The following is a 13006-nucleotide window of genomic DNA, read 5'->3' as shown; positions in this document are numbered from 1 at the left end:
CTCGTTAGATCAGCGTCTCGGCGAACAGCGTCGTCAGTCGCTTCCAATGACGTTCGGCGCCGGCCGCGTTGAAGACGCTGTGGTCCGACACGCACCAGCCATGCGCCATGCCGGCATAGTTTTCGATGGCGTGGTCGACCTCCGCCACGCGCAGCGCCTCGACCAGCCGCGCCGACTGCTCCGGCGGAAAGCTGCGGTCGACGCCCGATGTCCCGACATAGACGCGCGCCTTGATCATTGCGGCCTTGCGGTGCGGGCTGTCGGCGGCATCGCTGGCCAGATTGCCGCCATGGAAGCTCGCCGCCGCCACGATGCGATCGGGATAGGTTGCAGCCGCATTCAAGGCCCGCGCCCCGCCCATGCAGTAACCGACGACACCGACCGGTCCGGTGACACCTTCAGCGGTAAGCGTGTCGAGGAACGCCCTGCTGTCGCGGATGGTCATGTCCTGTGTCGTGCCGTGGACCAACGCCGTCAGCGCGACCTTGGTCTCCTCGACGACGAAAGCGGTCTTGGGCTCGAACGGCCCGTAGGGTGCTTTGCGATAGAAAAGATCCGGCACCAGCACGGCATAGCCCTCGCCTGCCAGCCGTTCCGCCATTGCGTCGAGCGCCGGTCGCGGACCGAAAGCGTCCATATAGAGAATGATGCCGGCCCTGGACGAGGAAGCGGTCGCCGAGCGGAACAGCCCGGCTTTCGCCACGCCGTCCCCGGTCTTGATCTCAATGTCCTGCTTCGCCATGGCCCGCTCCGTTAAATGTCGTGCGATACATATAAGCAGGCACCGTCAGGGCAAGCCGTTCCCTGACAATCCCGTTCAACACTTTGTGCGGGCTTTCGACCCGGCTACAGGCCGGCAAACGCCGTCATGTGAAAGGCCTGAACCTCAGGCGGATAGCGATGGGCCGTGCCATACGGACAGGCGTTGCGGTCGAGGCAGCCGCCGCCGCGGCATGGTTCGCCCTTCGATCCCCGCACATGCGCCAGGCAAGCCTGATGAGCGAAACCATCCGCGGAATAGGCGTCAACCGGACAGGATTTCAGGCAAGGTTTTGCGACACAGGCGTCGCAAAGGTGAATCGCTTCGCGACGTTCAGGAAGCGCGATCTCATCCTCGAACAGCAACGCGCCGCGATAGGCATGCCAGAGCCCGTACTGCGGATGCATCAGGATGCCCAGCGGCGACGGTCTCAGCCCCTCCGCTCGCATCGCCCATTGCTGGAACGGCAGATAAGGTCTGTCCGAAGGCGAAACGGCGCGCGCGCCGAATTTCTCCGCCACCGCACCGATCACTGCGCGCGACCATGTGTCGAGCGGATTAGCAATGGTTTGCGGTTGCCGGTCGCGCCAGCGCAGGAAATGCGGCCAGGGTGCCGCTCCCGCCTGCCCCACCAACAGCACGGATTTGGCGGGGGCAACTGAAGGGCCATGCGGCGGCGTTTCGCTTGTTGCGAAATTGAAGCCGCCGCGCAGGATGAGGCCGTCGGCGGAAAGCGCGGCCGCTATCTCGTCAGCCCGGCGCCGCGCAATCATCCCTTCTTGTCCGGGTCGGAGAAAGCGCTCCGCCAGACTTCCTTGTGGATGATGTTGGCGACTTTAGCCCCGCCTGACTCGGGCTCCTTTCAGGTGAAGGCGTCAGCCATCGACGCCTTCTTCGTCGCTATGTAGTCCTTCAGGCCGTCGTCGATGCCCGGATCGAGATAAGGCGCCTCGTAGGTCTCCAGCCAGCGGCGGGCGAGTTCGTTGGCGCGCTGCGGCGCTGTCTTCTCGCCCTCGGCCAGCCACTGCTCGTAGGAATTGTTGTCGGCGATGCTGGAGCGGTAGAAGGCGGTCTGGAAATTGGCCTGGGTGTGGTCGCAGCCGAGATAGTGGCTGCCCGGGCCGACCTGGCGGATGGCGTCCATCGCCTGGCCGTTTTCCGAGAGGTCGACGCCTTCGGAAAACTTTTGCGTCATGCCGAGCTGATCGATGTCCATCATGAATTTTTCGTAGCAGGACGCCAGTCCGCCTTCGAGCCAGCCGGCCGAATGCAGGACGAAATTGGTGCCGGCAAGAATGGTCGAGTTGAGCGTGTTGGCGCTCTCGTAGGCGGCCTGCGCATCCGGAACCTTGGAGGCGCAGAGCGAGCCGCCGGTGCGGAACGGCAGACCGAGCCGGCGGGCAAGCTGTGCGGCGCCGTAGGAAACCAGCGACGGCTCCGGTGTGCCGAAGGTCGGCGCACCAGACTGCATGGAGATCGACGAGGCGAAGGTGCCGAACAGCACCGGCGCGCCGGGACGGATCAACTGCGTGAAAGAGGCGCCGGCCAGCACCTCTGCCAGAACCTGCGTCAGCGTGCCGGCCACCGTGACCGGGCTCATCGCGCCGGCAAGGATGAACGGCGTGACGATGCAAGCCTGGTTGTGACGCGAATAAACCTTCAGCGCGCCCAGCATGGTTTCGTCGAACACCATCGGCGAATTGGCGTTGATCAGGCTGGTCAGCACGGTGTTGTTTTCGACGAAATCGTCGCCGAACACGATCTTGGCCATGGCGACGGTGTCTTCGGCCCGCTCTGGCGCCGTCACCGAACCCATGAACGGTTTGTCCGAATATTTGATGTGGCTGTAGATCATGTCGAGATGGCGTTTGTTGACCGGCACGTCGACCGGCTCGCAAACCGTGCCGCCCGAATGGTGAATCGACGGCGCCATATAGGCGAGCTTCACGAAATTCCGGAAATCCTCGATCGTCGCGTAGCGCCTGACACCGTCGAGATCGCGCACGAAGGGCGGACCATAGACCGGCGCGAAGACCGTGGCGTTGCCGCCGATCTGCACCGAACGTTCGGCGTTGCGCGCATGCTGGGTGTAGATGGGCGGCGCGGTCTTCAGCAGCGAGCGGCAGAGGCCCTTGGGAAAATGCACGCGCTCGCCCTTGACGTCGGCGCCCGCCTCTTTCCAAAGCTGCAGCGCCTCGGCGTCGTCGCGAAAGATGATGCCGATCTCTTCCAGCACCGTATCGGTGTTGTTTTCGATAATCGCCAGGCCTTCCTCGTTGAGGACCTCATAGATGTTGATCTTGCGCTTGATATAGGTGAGCTGGGTGCCCGGTCCGCCGCCCGAGCGCGCCGCCCGCCTTGCAGCCGCGCCGCCGCTGGCAGCACGTCCACGTCGCGCATTGGACGCTTCCTGGTCGACTGACGCGTTTTCACTCATGATCGTTTTTCCCTAAAAACCGTTTGCGGCCGCGTAGGCGGCTTCTCGCCCGGATCGTAGCCATGCACCCTATTCGAAACGGCCCGCCAGCGCCAACGCCTGTCGCAAAATCGACAAGAATTCCAATAGATTTGCGGTCGCTTTCCTTTTGCGGGAAGTCGCAAATCAGCTATGGATACCTGCCCCCGCCGGGTTAGGTATTGACGCGATTATTTTAAGCCGCCGTGATCGCATCCGCGCGGCAAGGAGCCCGAGAAAAATGGCCGACGACGAGATCATCCTCTCCGAGCTTTCCGACGACGAGTTGGTGCAGCAGATGCACGACGATCTCTATGACGGACTGAAGGAAGAGATCGAGGAAGGCACCAACATCCTGCTCGAGCGCGGCTGGGTGCCCTACAAGGTGCTGACCGAAGCTCTGGTCGAAGGCATGCGCATCGTCGGCGAGGACTTTCGCGACGGCATCCTGTTCGTTCCCGAGGTGCTGCTGTCGGCCAACGCGATGAAAGCCGGCATGTTCATCCTGCGCCCGCTGCTGGCCGCCACCGGCGCGCCGAAGCAGGGCAAGATGGTGATCGGCACCGTCAAGGGCGACATCCACGACATCGGCAAGAACCTCGTCGGCATGATGATGGAAGGTGCCGGCTTCGACGTCATCGATCTCGGCATCAACAATGCGGTGGAAAAATACCTCGACGCCATCGAGCAGCACCAGCCCGACATTATCGGCATGTCGGCGCTTTTGACCACGACCATGCCTTACATGAAGGTCGTCATCGACACGATGAAGGAAAAGGGCATCCGCGACGACTATGTCGTCCTGGTCGGCGGCGCGCCGCTAAACGAGGAATTCGGCAAGGCCGTCGGCGCCGATGCCTATTGCCGCGACGCGGCTGTGGCAGTCGAGACCGCCAAGGACTTCATGAAGCGCAAGCATAACGTGCGCGCTTCAGCCTGATCTGTTACGCAAGGCGTCTGGGCCACAATCGAAAGCCGCGCCTTGCAGCGCGGCTTTTTTGTTCCAGCTATTGGAACGGATGGCTGCGTCAGGGTTTGGTGACGGTGTCGTCGACGGCTTTCGCAGTCGATTTGATATCCCGGCCGACACCACGGACGGTGTTGGCACAGGCCGTAAGCGCCAGGATGCAGGCAAGGATTGCAATCGGCGCAACGCGTAACAGTTTCATGGACGGTTTATCCCTCTCTCGATAGATTCGCCCCACAGCAACGAAGGCCGCTTCGACCGGGTTCCATGGCCAGAATGCAAAAAACGAAACCGAATCAGGACGACAGGCTGCTAGTCATCGCCTGCGGAATGATTGCGCGCGAAGTTTTGGCCGTCAAGGAGCAGCTCAAGCTCGACCATCTCGACCTGACCTGCCTGCCGGCGGAGTTCCATTTCTACCCCGACCGCATCGCACCGGCGATGGACAAGGCGATCGAAAAGGCCAAGGCGGAAGGCTATAGCAACATCTTCGTTGGCTATGCCGATTGCGGTACCGGCGGCATGCTCGACCGGGTCCTGGAGAAGCACGGCGTCGAGCGCATGGCCGGGCCGCACTGCTTTGCCTTCTACCAGGGCATGGACGCCTATGCGAAGGTCGCCGACGACGACATGATGTCGTTCTACATGACCGATTTCCTGTGCCGCCAGTTCGACGCCTTCTTCATGAAGCCGCTCGGCCTCGACAAGCACCCGGAGCTGATCAAGGACTATTTCGGCAACTACCAAAAGCTGATCTACATCGCCCAGACCGACGATCCGGAACTCGACAAGGTCGCCGAGAAGGCCGCGAAGATGCTTGGCCTCGCCTATGAGCGCCGCTCGACCGGCTATGGCGACCTGACGACTGAATTGGCGCGGGTGGCGGCACATCCAGAAGAAGTGCGTTAGGCGCCCGACTTTCGGATTATTTGCTCTCCGGTTGCGGATCCGACACGAAATCGACAACGCGGCCGTTGTCTAACCGGATCGGCCCTCTTGCAGTTGGATCCTTGCGCAAAGCCTCTGCAAGCAGAGCGTCGACTGTGTCGAGATTGACCTGCAGAATTGTGCGGTCGCCCAGTTCCCAGTACTCGCCTTCATCGAAGACGTCGAACTTGTCGAAAAAAGGAGCAACTTTGCGAAGCAACTCGATGATCTCGATATGCGCCTCCGACCCCGCAAACTGGGTCTTGCAATATTGCTGCATGAAGAGGTCCCTGTCGAACTCGAACCTTAGGCGATCCGACTTGGGATGCGGCAGGCATTCTATCCCCAAGACCGGGCCGATATAGTCAACGCTGCGTTCGTCGATGACCCGGTTGAGAACCATTTCGGCCTCGTCTATCGGCCGAAATCGCCAGTCTCGAGCGATGGCAAGCGCTTCAACTTCCTGCAACAGCGCAAGATATTGTTCCTCTCCGCGCAGTTGTCCCTCAAAATGGATTGTAACCCCCACGCGCACCTCCCGCGGAACATACCGCTGTTTAAGCACGGATGACAGGCCGCCGCGAATGGGTAAGTTGTGCGCTGGAAGATAGAATCGGCTGCTCCAGCCGCGCCAACATGGATACCACCGATGACCGCTCGCGTCCTGCTCGCCGCCGTTTGCCTGCTCTGTTTCGCCTTGCCCGCTCGCGCCGACGGCGAGGTGCAGAAGATCATCACGCCTGCCGACAAGGTTCGCCTCGACAAATATGGCGAGACCCGCAAGGCGGCGCTGGCCGAGGCAAAAGCGGGAGACCCGGCTGAGGTCAGCCAACTCGACGCGCTGCTGGCAAAGCCGATAGTGGCCTTTTCCGACAAGGACCTGAGCGGCAACTGGCAATGCCGAACCATCAAGGTGGGCCTGACCGGCCCGCTGGTCATCTATGGCTGGTTCAAGTGCAAGGTCACGGACGATGGCTCCGGCTGGCAGCTGGAAAAGGTCAGCGGCTCGCAACGCACCAAGGGCCGTTTCTTCGACGATAGCGAAAAACGCGCGATCTATCTCGGCTCCGGCTATGTCAATGACAACAAGCCAAAACCCTATGGCAGCGGCCCGGAAAGCGACCAGGTCGGCTATGCCTTCCGCACCAGCGCCAATGAATGGCGCATCGAATTCCCGGCGCCCTACTACGAATCGAAACTTGACATCATCGAGTTCAAGCGCTGATCCGTTGGTCTCTCGCTGGCCGGGCGGTCATCAAGATTTAACCTCGCCCGGCACAGAATTGAGCCGGGCAGCGCACGGCAAATGGTTGCGCGCCGGCAAGAAAGCGCGCCATGGCATCAGCGGTTGAAAAAAGTGCTGCGATCGTCATCGTCACCGAAGGCGGGCCGCACATCTGGGCCATCGTCAACGCCATCGCCGACCAGTTCGGTCCTGTCAGCGTCATCCTCGAAAGCCCTGAATCCAAAAAACAATTGCTGCTCGGCCGGGCGCGCCGCCAAGGCTTGTTTTCGGCCATCGGCCAGCTTGGCACGATGGTGCTGACCAGGCTCGGCAAACGCTTCTTCGCCGGGCACGCGGAGCGGCTGATCGCAGCGCAAAAACTGCAGACAGAGCCGAGGCCGGGACAAAAGATCATCCACGTCTCCTCCGCCGACGGGCCCGATTGCCTGCAGGCGGTCGCCGACATCCGCCCGGGCGTGGTGCTGCTCGCCGGCTGCCGGATTTTGTCCCGGCAGACGCTGGCGCAAATGCCCTGCCCGGTGCTCAACTACCACGCCGGCATCGCGCCCAAATACCGCGGCATGAATGGCGGCTACTGGGCGCTGGCCTCCGGCGATCTCCAGAATTTCGGCACCACCGTGCATCTGGTCGACGCCGGCGTCGACACCGGCGGCGTGTTGAAACAGGCGCGCGGCAAGCCGGAGCCCGGCGACACGATTTCGAGCTATGCGTTGCGCCAGGCGGCGTTCTCGCGCGACATCTGCGTCGAGGCGATCCGCGACGCCTTGGACGGAAAGTTGGCCACGATCAAGCCGGACCTGCCCTCGAAACAATGGTACCATCCGACGATCTGGTTCTATCTCTGGACCGGCCTGACCAAGCGGGTTTGGTAGCCAGCCTTCCCTCGGAATCTCGCCTTTCTTTTTGCGACGTCCAATAGCGTCGCTTTTGAATGCGCGCGCGTCGTCCCATAACAAGCAGCCCCACTGCGCATCCGGCAATGCTCGCACCTGCTGGACAAAGTGGTGGAGCGTCGTTTCCCTCATGGACGCACGGCGCTCTACAGGGAGTGAGAGAATTCATGGCCGATCTGATCGTCGTCTATTGGCGCGACATCCCCGCCCAGGTCATCGTCAAGAAGGGCCGGCAGAACGCCAAGCGCGAACTGCCGCTGCGCTTCACCGAGGCGATCGATATGTGCGCCATGCGCACCGGCGCCGGCGGCACCGACGATTACCTCGCCGAATGGCGCAAGGCCGATCCGATCCCGGTCGGCGACGACCTCGAAGCCGAGGTCGAGAAGGCATTCAGCGACATCGACGCGAAATACGACCGCGAGCGGCTGGTCGCTCTGGTCAAGGCAGGCGGGAAAGAAAATGTCTGAAACCACTCCTGCCAAAGAGGGGCCAAGGGTTACCCAGCCGGTTACCCAGGCCACTCAGGTCAAGAAAGCAGCGCCGAAATCGGACTACAAGCCGGCCGACGTATCGCCGCAGCGGCGCGTGCAGCGCTCGTTTGCGATCAGGCTGTGGTCGATCCGCCATTCGCGATTGCTCGAATGGTTCTACTCCAGATTCGCAGACATGTTCCTGCTGCTCCATCCGCTGTGGAAAGGCCTTGGCTACGGCCGCGTCGAAGCGCCGATCAAGTTCGTTGAAAAACGCGTAAAAGGCTTCATGTTCGACTGCCGCATGTGCGGTCAGTGCATATTGTCCTCGACCGGCATGTCGTGCCCGATGAACTGCCCCAAACAGCTGCGCAACGGCCCGTGTGGCGGCGTGCGCGCCAACGGCAATTGCGAGGTCGAGCCCGACATGCCTTGCGTCTGGGTCAAGGCCTGGGAAGGTTCGCGGAACATGGAGCATGGCGACAGGATCCTGACCGTTCAGAAGCCCGTAGACCAGTCGCTGCGCGAAACCTCGGCCTGGCTGCGGGTGACGGCGCAGTCGGCAGCGGCCCGTGAAGCCGCTGCCAAAGCCAACACTGGAGCGGCCGCGTGATCGGCCGCCAGCGCGACGAAAACCCGGCCGGCATCCATCTGCCGCTCGATCCCCTGCCCGGCCACTCCTCACGTGGCCGACTGGAGCGTGTGCTGCGGCGCGGCGAATTCGCGGTCACTACCGAGCTCAACCCGCCCGACAGCGCCGATCCCGAAGACGTCTATAACCGCGCGAAAATCTTCGACGGCTGGGTCGACGCCATCAATGCCGTCGATGCCTCCGGCGCCAACTGCCACATGTCCTCGGTCGGCATCTGCGCGCTTTTGACCCGCATGGGCTATGCCCCGATCATGCAGATTGCCTGCCGTGACAGGAACCGGATCGCCATCCAGGGCGACGTGCTGGGCGGTGCGGCGATGGGCGTCGCCAACATGCTGTGCCTCACCGGCGACGGCGTCCAGGCCGGCGACCAGCCCGGCGCCAAGCCTGTCTTCGACCTCGATTCCATGTCGTTGCTGGAAACCTGCCGCATCATGCGCGACAACGGCAAGTTCCTGTCCGGCCGCAAGTTGACGACGCCGCCGCAAATTTTCCTCGGCGCCGCCGTCAACCCCTTCGCGCCACCCTTCGATTTCCGCCCGATCCATCTCGGCAAGAAGATCGCCGCCGGCGCGCAGTTCGTGCAGACGCAGTATTGCTTCGACGTGCCGATGTTCAGAACCTTCATGCAGAGGGCGCGGGACTTGGGGCATACGGAAAAAGTTTTCATCCTGTGCGGCGTCGGCCCGCTGGCTTCGGCCAAGACGGCCAAATGGATCCGCTCCAACGTGCCGGGCATTCATATTCCCGATACCATCATCAAGCGGCTGGAAGGCGCGCAGGACCAGAAGAAGGAAGGCAAGCAGCTCTGCACCGACATCATCAACGAGGTGAAGGAAATTCCTGGTGTCTCCGGCATCCATGTGATGGCCTATCGCCAGGAGGAATATGTCGCCGAGATCGTCGATGAATCGGGCGTGCTGAAAGGCCGCCAGCCATGGAAACGCGAGATCCGCCACGACGATCAGATGGTCGCCGACCGGCTCGAGAGCATACTGCACGACGACATTACCGAAACGCAGGTGGATATGGTGAAGACCGCGCACTGACGGCGCGGACGGCCAGCCATTCGCTTGAATGAAACCAGACAACGATATAAAGAAATCTTTATATCAGGCGGAGAGACTTCATGACCCGGACCATCGTCGCCTCGGCGACACGAGAGATCATCATCGGCTTCGACCAGCCTTTCTGCGTCATCGGCGAGCGCATCAACCCGACCGGCCGCAAGAAGCTGGCCGCCGAGATGATCGCCGGCAATTTCGAGACCGTCATCAAGGACGCGCTGGAACAGGCCGCCTGCGGCGCCACCATGCTCGACGTCAATGCCGGCGTCACCTCCGTTAATCCGAACGAAACCGAACCCGGCCTGCTGGTGCAGACGCTGGAGATCGTCCAGGGCCTGGTCGACCTGCCGCTGTCGATCGACTCGTCGGTGACCGCCGCCATCGAGGCAGCGCTCAAGGTCGCCAAGGGCCGGCCGCTGGTCAACTCCGTGACCGGCGAAGAGGAAAAGCTCGAAGCCATCCTGCCGCTGGTCAAGAAGTATAATGTTCCGGTCGTCGCGATCTCCAACGACGAGACCGGCATTTCGATGGACCCGGATGTGCGCTTCGCCGTCGCCAAGAAGATCGTGCAGCGCTGCGCCGATTTCGGCATTCCCGCGCATGACGTCGTCGTCGACCCGCTGGTGATGCCGATCGGCGCGCTCGGCGATGCCGGCCGCCAGGTCTTCGCGCTGCTGCGCCGTCTGCGCGAAGAGCTCAAGGTCAACACCACTTGCGGCCTGTCCAACATTTCGTTCGGCCTGCCGCACCGCCACGGCATCAACGCCGCCTTCATCCCGATGGTGATCGGCGCCGGCATGACTAGCGCTATCATGAACCCGGTTCGCCCGCAGGAAATGGAAGCCGTGCGCGGCGCCAATGTGCTCAACGGCACCGACGAGAACTGCACCAACTGGATCCGCACCTACAAGGATTACAAACCGGCCGAAGGCGGCCAGGCGGTCGCAGCGCCCACCGCCGTTAACGCTCCGGGCGAAGGCGGCGGCAATGGCGGTCGCCGGCGCGGCGGCCGTGAAGCCCGCATGGCCAGGGGATAAGCGCGCAATCGTGAACTCGCCTGCAAACATTACTGATCCGCTCGTGCTGTTCATGCCGTCAGGCAAGCGCGGGCGCTTTCCCGTCGGCACACCGGTGCTCGATGCCGCGCGTCAGCTCGGCGTCTATGTCGAGAGCGTCTGCGGTGGCCGCGCCACCTGCGGTCGCTGCCAGATCGAAGTGCAGGAAGGCAATTTCGCCAAGCACAAGATCGTCTCGTCCAACGACCACATCTCGCCCAAGGGCGCCAAGGAAGAGCGATATGAGCGCGTCCGCGGCCTGCCCGAGCGGCGGCGCCTGTCCTGCTCGGCGCAGATCCTCGGCGACCTCGTCATCGACGTGCCGCAGGACACGGTCATCAACGCCCAGACCATCCGCAAGGATGCCGACACGCGCGTCATCGCCCGCGATGCGGCAATCCGCATGTGCTATGTCGAGATCGAAGAGCCCGACATGCACAAGCCGCTGGGCGATCTCGACCGCCTCAAGATCGCCTTGATGAAGGATTGGGGCTTTAAAAACCTCGAATTCGACTTCTACCTGATGCCGCAGGTGCAAGGCATACTGCGCAAGGGTAACTGGACCGCGACCGCGGCCATCCACAAGGATGCCGAAAGCGACATCGCCCGCGTCATAGCACTCTGGCCCGGCCTCAAGAACGAGGCCTATGGACTGGCCTGCGACATCGGCTCGACCACCATCGCCATGCATCTGGTGTCGTTGCTGTCGGGCCGCGTCGCCGCTTCGTCGGGCACCTCCAACCCGCAGATCCGCTTCGGCGAGGATCTGATGAGCCGCGTCTCCTATGTGATGATGAACCCGGACGGCCGCGAAGGCATGACGGTCGCCGTACGCGAGGCGATCTCGGGCCTGGTCGACAAGGTCTGCGCGGAAGGCAATGTCCAGCGCAACGACATCCTGGATTCCGTCTTTGTCGGCAATCCGATCATGCACCATCTGTTCCTCGGCATCGATCCGACCGAACTCGGCGGCGCGCCCTTCGCACTCGCCGTCTCGGGCGCGGTGCGCATCAAGGCCTCCGATATCGGCCTGAAGCTCAACCAGGGCGCCCGCCTCTATATGCTGCCTTGCATTGCCGGCCATGTCGGCGCCGACGCCGCAGCCGTGACGCTGTCGGAAGGCCCGCATCGCCAGGACGAGATGATGCTGATCGTCGACGTCGGCACCAATGCCGAGATCGTGCTTGGCAACCGCAAGCGGGTGGTCGCAGCCTCCTCGCCCACCGGTCCCGCCTTCGAGGGCGCGGAAATCTCCGGCGGCCAGCGCGCTGCCCCCGGCGCAATCGAGCGCGTGCGCATCGACCCCGATACGCTGGAGCCGAAATACCGCGTCATCGGCTCTGAACTCTGGTCCGACGACCCCGGCTTCCTGGATAGCGTGCAGGCGACCGGCGTCACCGGCATTTGCGGCTCCGGCATCATCGAGATCGTGGCCGAAATGTACCTCGCCGGCATCATCTCCGAGGATGGCGTCATCGACGGGTCGCTGGCCGAGCGGTCGCCGCGCGTCACGGTCAACGGCCGCACCTTCTCTTATGTCTTGAAGGAAGGCGAACCCAAGATCACCATCACGCAGACCGACGTGCGCGCCATCCAGCTTGCCAAGGCGGCGCTCTATGCCGGCACCAAGCTTCTGATGGAAAAGCAGAACACCGAACACGTCGACCGCATCCATTTCGCCGGCGCCTTCGGCTCGTTCATCGATCCGAAATACGCCATGGTGCTCGGCCTGATCCCGGACTGCGACCTCGACAAGGTCTCGGCCGTCGGCAACGCCGCCGGCGCCGGTGCGCGGATGGCGCTGCTCAACCGCGGCTATCGCCGCGAGATCGAGGACACGGTCAGCCACATCGAGAAGATCGAGACCGCACTGGAGCCGAAATTCCAGGAGCATTTCGTCTACGCCATGGCGCTTCCCAACAAGGTCGATCCGTTCCCGAAACTGTCGGCGGCGGTGAAATTGCCGCCACGCAAGACCGTCAGCGAGGATGGCGTCGCCGGCGACGCCGCCCCGCGCCGGCGTTCGCGCGAAGGCCATGCCGCCAGGCGCAGCCGGGAATAAGCCGCCTTACGAAGGCCGCCAATTCGCCCAATTTCATTTGTATGCAAATGTTTCCAGATCGCACCGATCTGGAAACCGAAACGCTGTTTTGGCGCAATCCGTCCGATACAGACGTGAAGCATTTAACGGACATCGAATGGCGGACCGGACTATTCCGCCGCCACAACGCTCCAAAGGAGAATAGAGATGTTCGAGACCCTGGGCCGTTTTCGTGCGGCCATGAAGAATGCACAGGCCGTGCGCGCCATGAACAACCTGCCACCCGAAATCCAGAAGGACATCGGCTGGCCCGTGTCGCCGCGCATCGACGCCCAGACGAACCTGTCGCGTCTGATCCTGGGCTCGGGCCGCTGATGACCTTCGCCGACAAGTGCAAATTGCTGACCAAGCGCCGGGGCCGCCGCATGGTCCCGGCTGCGACCGACGTCAAGCTGCGCGCCGCGCTGCTG

The 13006-nt window shown here is 62.6% G+C and carries 15 protein-coding genes; 10 read left to right on the top strand and 5 right to left on the bottom strand.

The window, feature by feature from the left end; translation table 11 throughout:
- Positions 1–4: 4 nt before the first annotated feature.
- From NKK50_RS03010 to NKK50_RS03000, 3 genes are all read right to left on the bottom strand, one after another.
- Positions 5–742 carry a dienelactone hydrolase family protein gene (locus NKK50_RS03010; protein ID WP_023691017.1) on the bottom strand — a complete coding sequence of 246 codons (738 nt, stop codon included), beginning with the start codon at positions 740–742 and terminating at the stop codon, positions 5–7.
- A gap of 104 nt (positions 743–846) precedes the next feature.
- Positions 847–1533 carry a hypothetical protein gene (locus tag NKK50_RS03005; RefSeq protein WP_023691016.1) on the bottom strand — a complete coding sequence of 229 codons (687 nt, stop codon included), beginning with the start codon at positions 1531–1533 and terminating at the stop codon, positions 847–849.
- Positions 1534–1622: 89 nt separating this feature from the next.
- Positions 1623–3197, bottom strand: coding sequence for a trimethylamine methyltransferase family protein (locus NKK50_RS03000; protein WP_023670403.1), 1575 nt, complete (start codon positions 3195–3197; stop codon positions 1623–1625).
- 259 nt (positions 3198–3456) lie between these two features.
- On the opposite strand from NKK50_RS03000, the gene NKK50_RS02995 reads away from it, so the two are divergent.
- Positions 3457–4155 carry a cobalamin B12-binding domain-containing protein gene (locus NKK50_RS02995; RefSeq protein WP_023688118.1) on the top strand — a complete coding sequence of 233 codons (699 nt, stop codon included), beginning with the start codon at positions 3457–3459 and terminating at the stop codon, positions 4153–4155.
- Between the two features lie 88 nt (positions 4156–4243).
- Here NKK50_RS02995 and NKK50_RS02990 read toward each other — a convergent pair whose 3' ends face one another.
- On the bottom strand, positions 4244–4384 hold the full coding sequence (locus tag NKK50_RS02990; RefSeq protein ID WP_023688117.1) for an entericidin A/B family lipoprotein: 141 nt from the start codon (positions 4382–4384) through the stop codon (positions 4244–4246).
- A gap of 65 nt (positions 4385–4449) precedes the next feature.
- On the opposite strand from NKK50_RS02990, the gene NKK50_RS02985 reads away from it, so the two are divergent.
- The gene (locus NKK50_RS02985) at positions 4450–5091 is read left to right on the top strand and encodes a DUF1638 domain-containing protein (protein WP_023688116.1); all 642 of its coding nucleotides are present in this window, start codon (positions 4450–4452) and stop codon (positions 5089–5091) included.
- Between the two features lie 16 nt (positions 5092–5107).
- On the opposite strand, the gene NKK50_RS02980 is transcribed toward NKK50_RS02985, so the two are convergent.
- Positions 5108–5638 (bottom strand): hypothetical protein, encoded by a 531-nt coding sequence (locus tag NKK50_RS02980; RefSeq protein WP_155923533.1) that lies wholly within the window; start codon positions 5636–5638, stop codon positions 5108–5110.
- A gap of 120 nt (positions 5639–5758) precedes the next feature.
- Between NKK50_RS02980 and NKK50_RS02975 the strand changes: the two genes are divergently transcribed.
- From NKK50_RS02975 to NKK50_RS02940, 8 genes are all read left to right on the top strand, one after another.
- Positions 5759–6334: a DUF4893 domain-containing protein gene (locus NKK50_RS02975; protein WP_023833837.1), complete on the top strand. Its 576-nt coding sequence runs from the start codon at positions 5759–5761 to the stop codon at positions 6332–6334.
- A 110-nt stretch (positions 6335–6444) separates the two neighbouring features.
- Positions 6445–7227, top strand: a complete 783-nt coding sequence (locus NKK50_RS02970) for a formyl transferase (protein ID WP_352543085.1) — start codon at positions 6445–6447, stop codon at positions 7225–7227.
- Between the two features lie 188 nt (positions 7228–7415).
- Entirely contained in the window at positions 7416–7718 is a 303-nt protein-coding gene (locus NKK50_RS02965) for a virulence factor (RefSeq protein WP_023670397.1), read from the top strand.
- Entirely contained in the window at positions 7711–8334 is a 624-nt protein-coding gene (locus tag NKK50_RS02960; protein ID WP_023696447.1) for a methylenetetrahydrofolate reductase C-terminal domain-containing protein, read from the top strand. Before NKK50_RS02965 ends, NKK50_RS02960 begins: the two co-directional genes overlap by 8 nt.
- Positions 8331–9422 carry a methylenetetrahydrofolate reductase gene (locus NKK50_RS02955; RefSeq protein ID WP_023744709.1) on the top strand — a complete coding sequence of 364 codons (1092 nt, stop codon included), beginning with the start codon at positions 8331–8333 and terminating at the stop codon, positions 9420–9422. The genes NKK50_RS02960 and NKK50_RS02955 overlap by 4 nt, the downstream gene beginning before the upstream one ends.
- A gap of 80 nt (positions 9423–9502) precedes the next feature.
- Entirely contained in the window at positions 9503–10477 is a 975-nt protein-coding gene (locus tag NKK50_RS02950) for a methyltetrahydrofolate cobalamin methyltransferase (protein ID WP_023670394.1), read from the top strand.
- A complete protein-coding gene (locus NKK50_RS02945; protein ID WP_032905612.1) occupies positions 10428–12557 on the top strand; it encodes an ASKHA domain-containing protein in 2130 nt (709 codons plus the stop codon). The genes NKK50_RS02950 and NKK50_RS02945 overlap by 50 nt, the downstream gene beginning before the upstream one ends.
- Before the next feature lie 186 nt (positions 12558–12743).
- Positions 12744–12911, top strand: a complete 168-nt coding sequence (locus NKK50_RS02940) for a hypothetical protein (RefSeq protein ID WP_196813564.1) — start codon at positions 12744–12746, stop codon at positions 12909–12911.
- Positions 12912–13006: the final 95 nt, after the last annotated feature.

Source organism: Mesorhizobium sp. M0001, from assembly GCF_040324255.1.
Taxonomy (GTDB): domain Bacteria; phylum Pseudomonadota; class Alphaproteobacteria; order Rhizobiales; family Rhizobiaceae; genus Mesorhizobium.
Note: the sequence above shows the minus strand (reverse complement) of the source record. Positions and strands in the feature narration are given on the sequence as shown.

Excerpts from the sequence above, each read along its gene's own strand:
- NKK50_RS03010 (WP_023691017.1), bottom strand. The coding sequence starts at position 742 with ATGGCGAAGCAGGACATTGAGATCAAGACCGGGGACGGCGTGGCGAAA.
- NKK50_RS03005 (WP_023691016.1), bottom strand. The coding sequence starts at position 1,533 with ATGATTGCGCGGCGCCGGGCTGACGAGATAGCGGCCGCGCTTTCCGCC.
- NKK50_RS03000 (WP_023670403.1), bottom strand. The coding sequence starts at position 3,197 with ATGAGTGAAAACGCGTCAGTCGACCAGGAAGCGTCCAATGCGCGACGT.
- NKK50_RS02995 (WP_023688118.1), top strand. The coding sequence starts at position 3,457 with ATGGCCGACGACGAGATCATCCTCTCCGAGCTTTCCGACGACGAGTTG.
- NKK50_RS02990 (WP_023688117.1), bottom strand. The coding sequence starts at position 4,384 with ATGAAACTGTTACGCGTTGCGCCGATTGCAATCCTTGCCTGCATCCTG.
- NKK50_RS02985 (WP_023688116.1), top strand. The coding sequence starts at position 4,450 with ATGGCCAGAATGCAAAAAACGAAACCGAATCAGGACGACAGGCTGCTA.
- NKK50_RS02975 (WP_023833837.1), top strand. The coding sequence starts at position 5,759 with ATGACCGCTCGCGTCCTGCTCGCCGCCGTTTGCCTGCTCTGTTTCGCC.
- NKK50_RS02970 (WP_352543085.1), top strand. The coding sequence starts at position 6,445 with ATGGCATCAGCGGTTGAAAAAAGTGCTGCGATCGTCATCGTCACCGAA.
- NKK50_RS02965 (WP_023670397.1), top strand. The coding sequence starts at position 7,416 with ATGGCCGATCTGATCGTCGTCTATTGGCGCGACATCCCCGCCCAGGTC.
- NKK50_RS02960 (WP_023696447.1), top strand. The coding sequence starts at position 7,711 with ATGTCTGAAACCACTCCTGCCAAAGAGGGGCCAAGGGTTACCCAGCCG.
- NKK50_RS02950 (WP_023670394.1), top strand. The coding sequence starts at position 9,503 with ATGACCCGGACCATCGTCGCCTCGGCGACACGAGAGATCATCATCGGC.
- NKK50_RS02945 (WP_032905612.1), top strand. The coding sequence starts at position 10,428 with ATGGCGGTCGCCGGCGCGGCGGCCGTGAAGCCCGCATGGCCAGGGGAT.
- NKK50_RS02940 (WP_196813564.1), top strand. The coding sequence starts at position 12,744 with ATGTTCGAGACCCTGGGCCGTTTTCGTGCGGCCATGAAGAATGCACAG.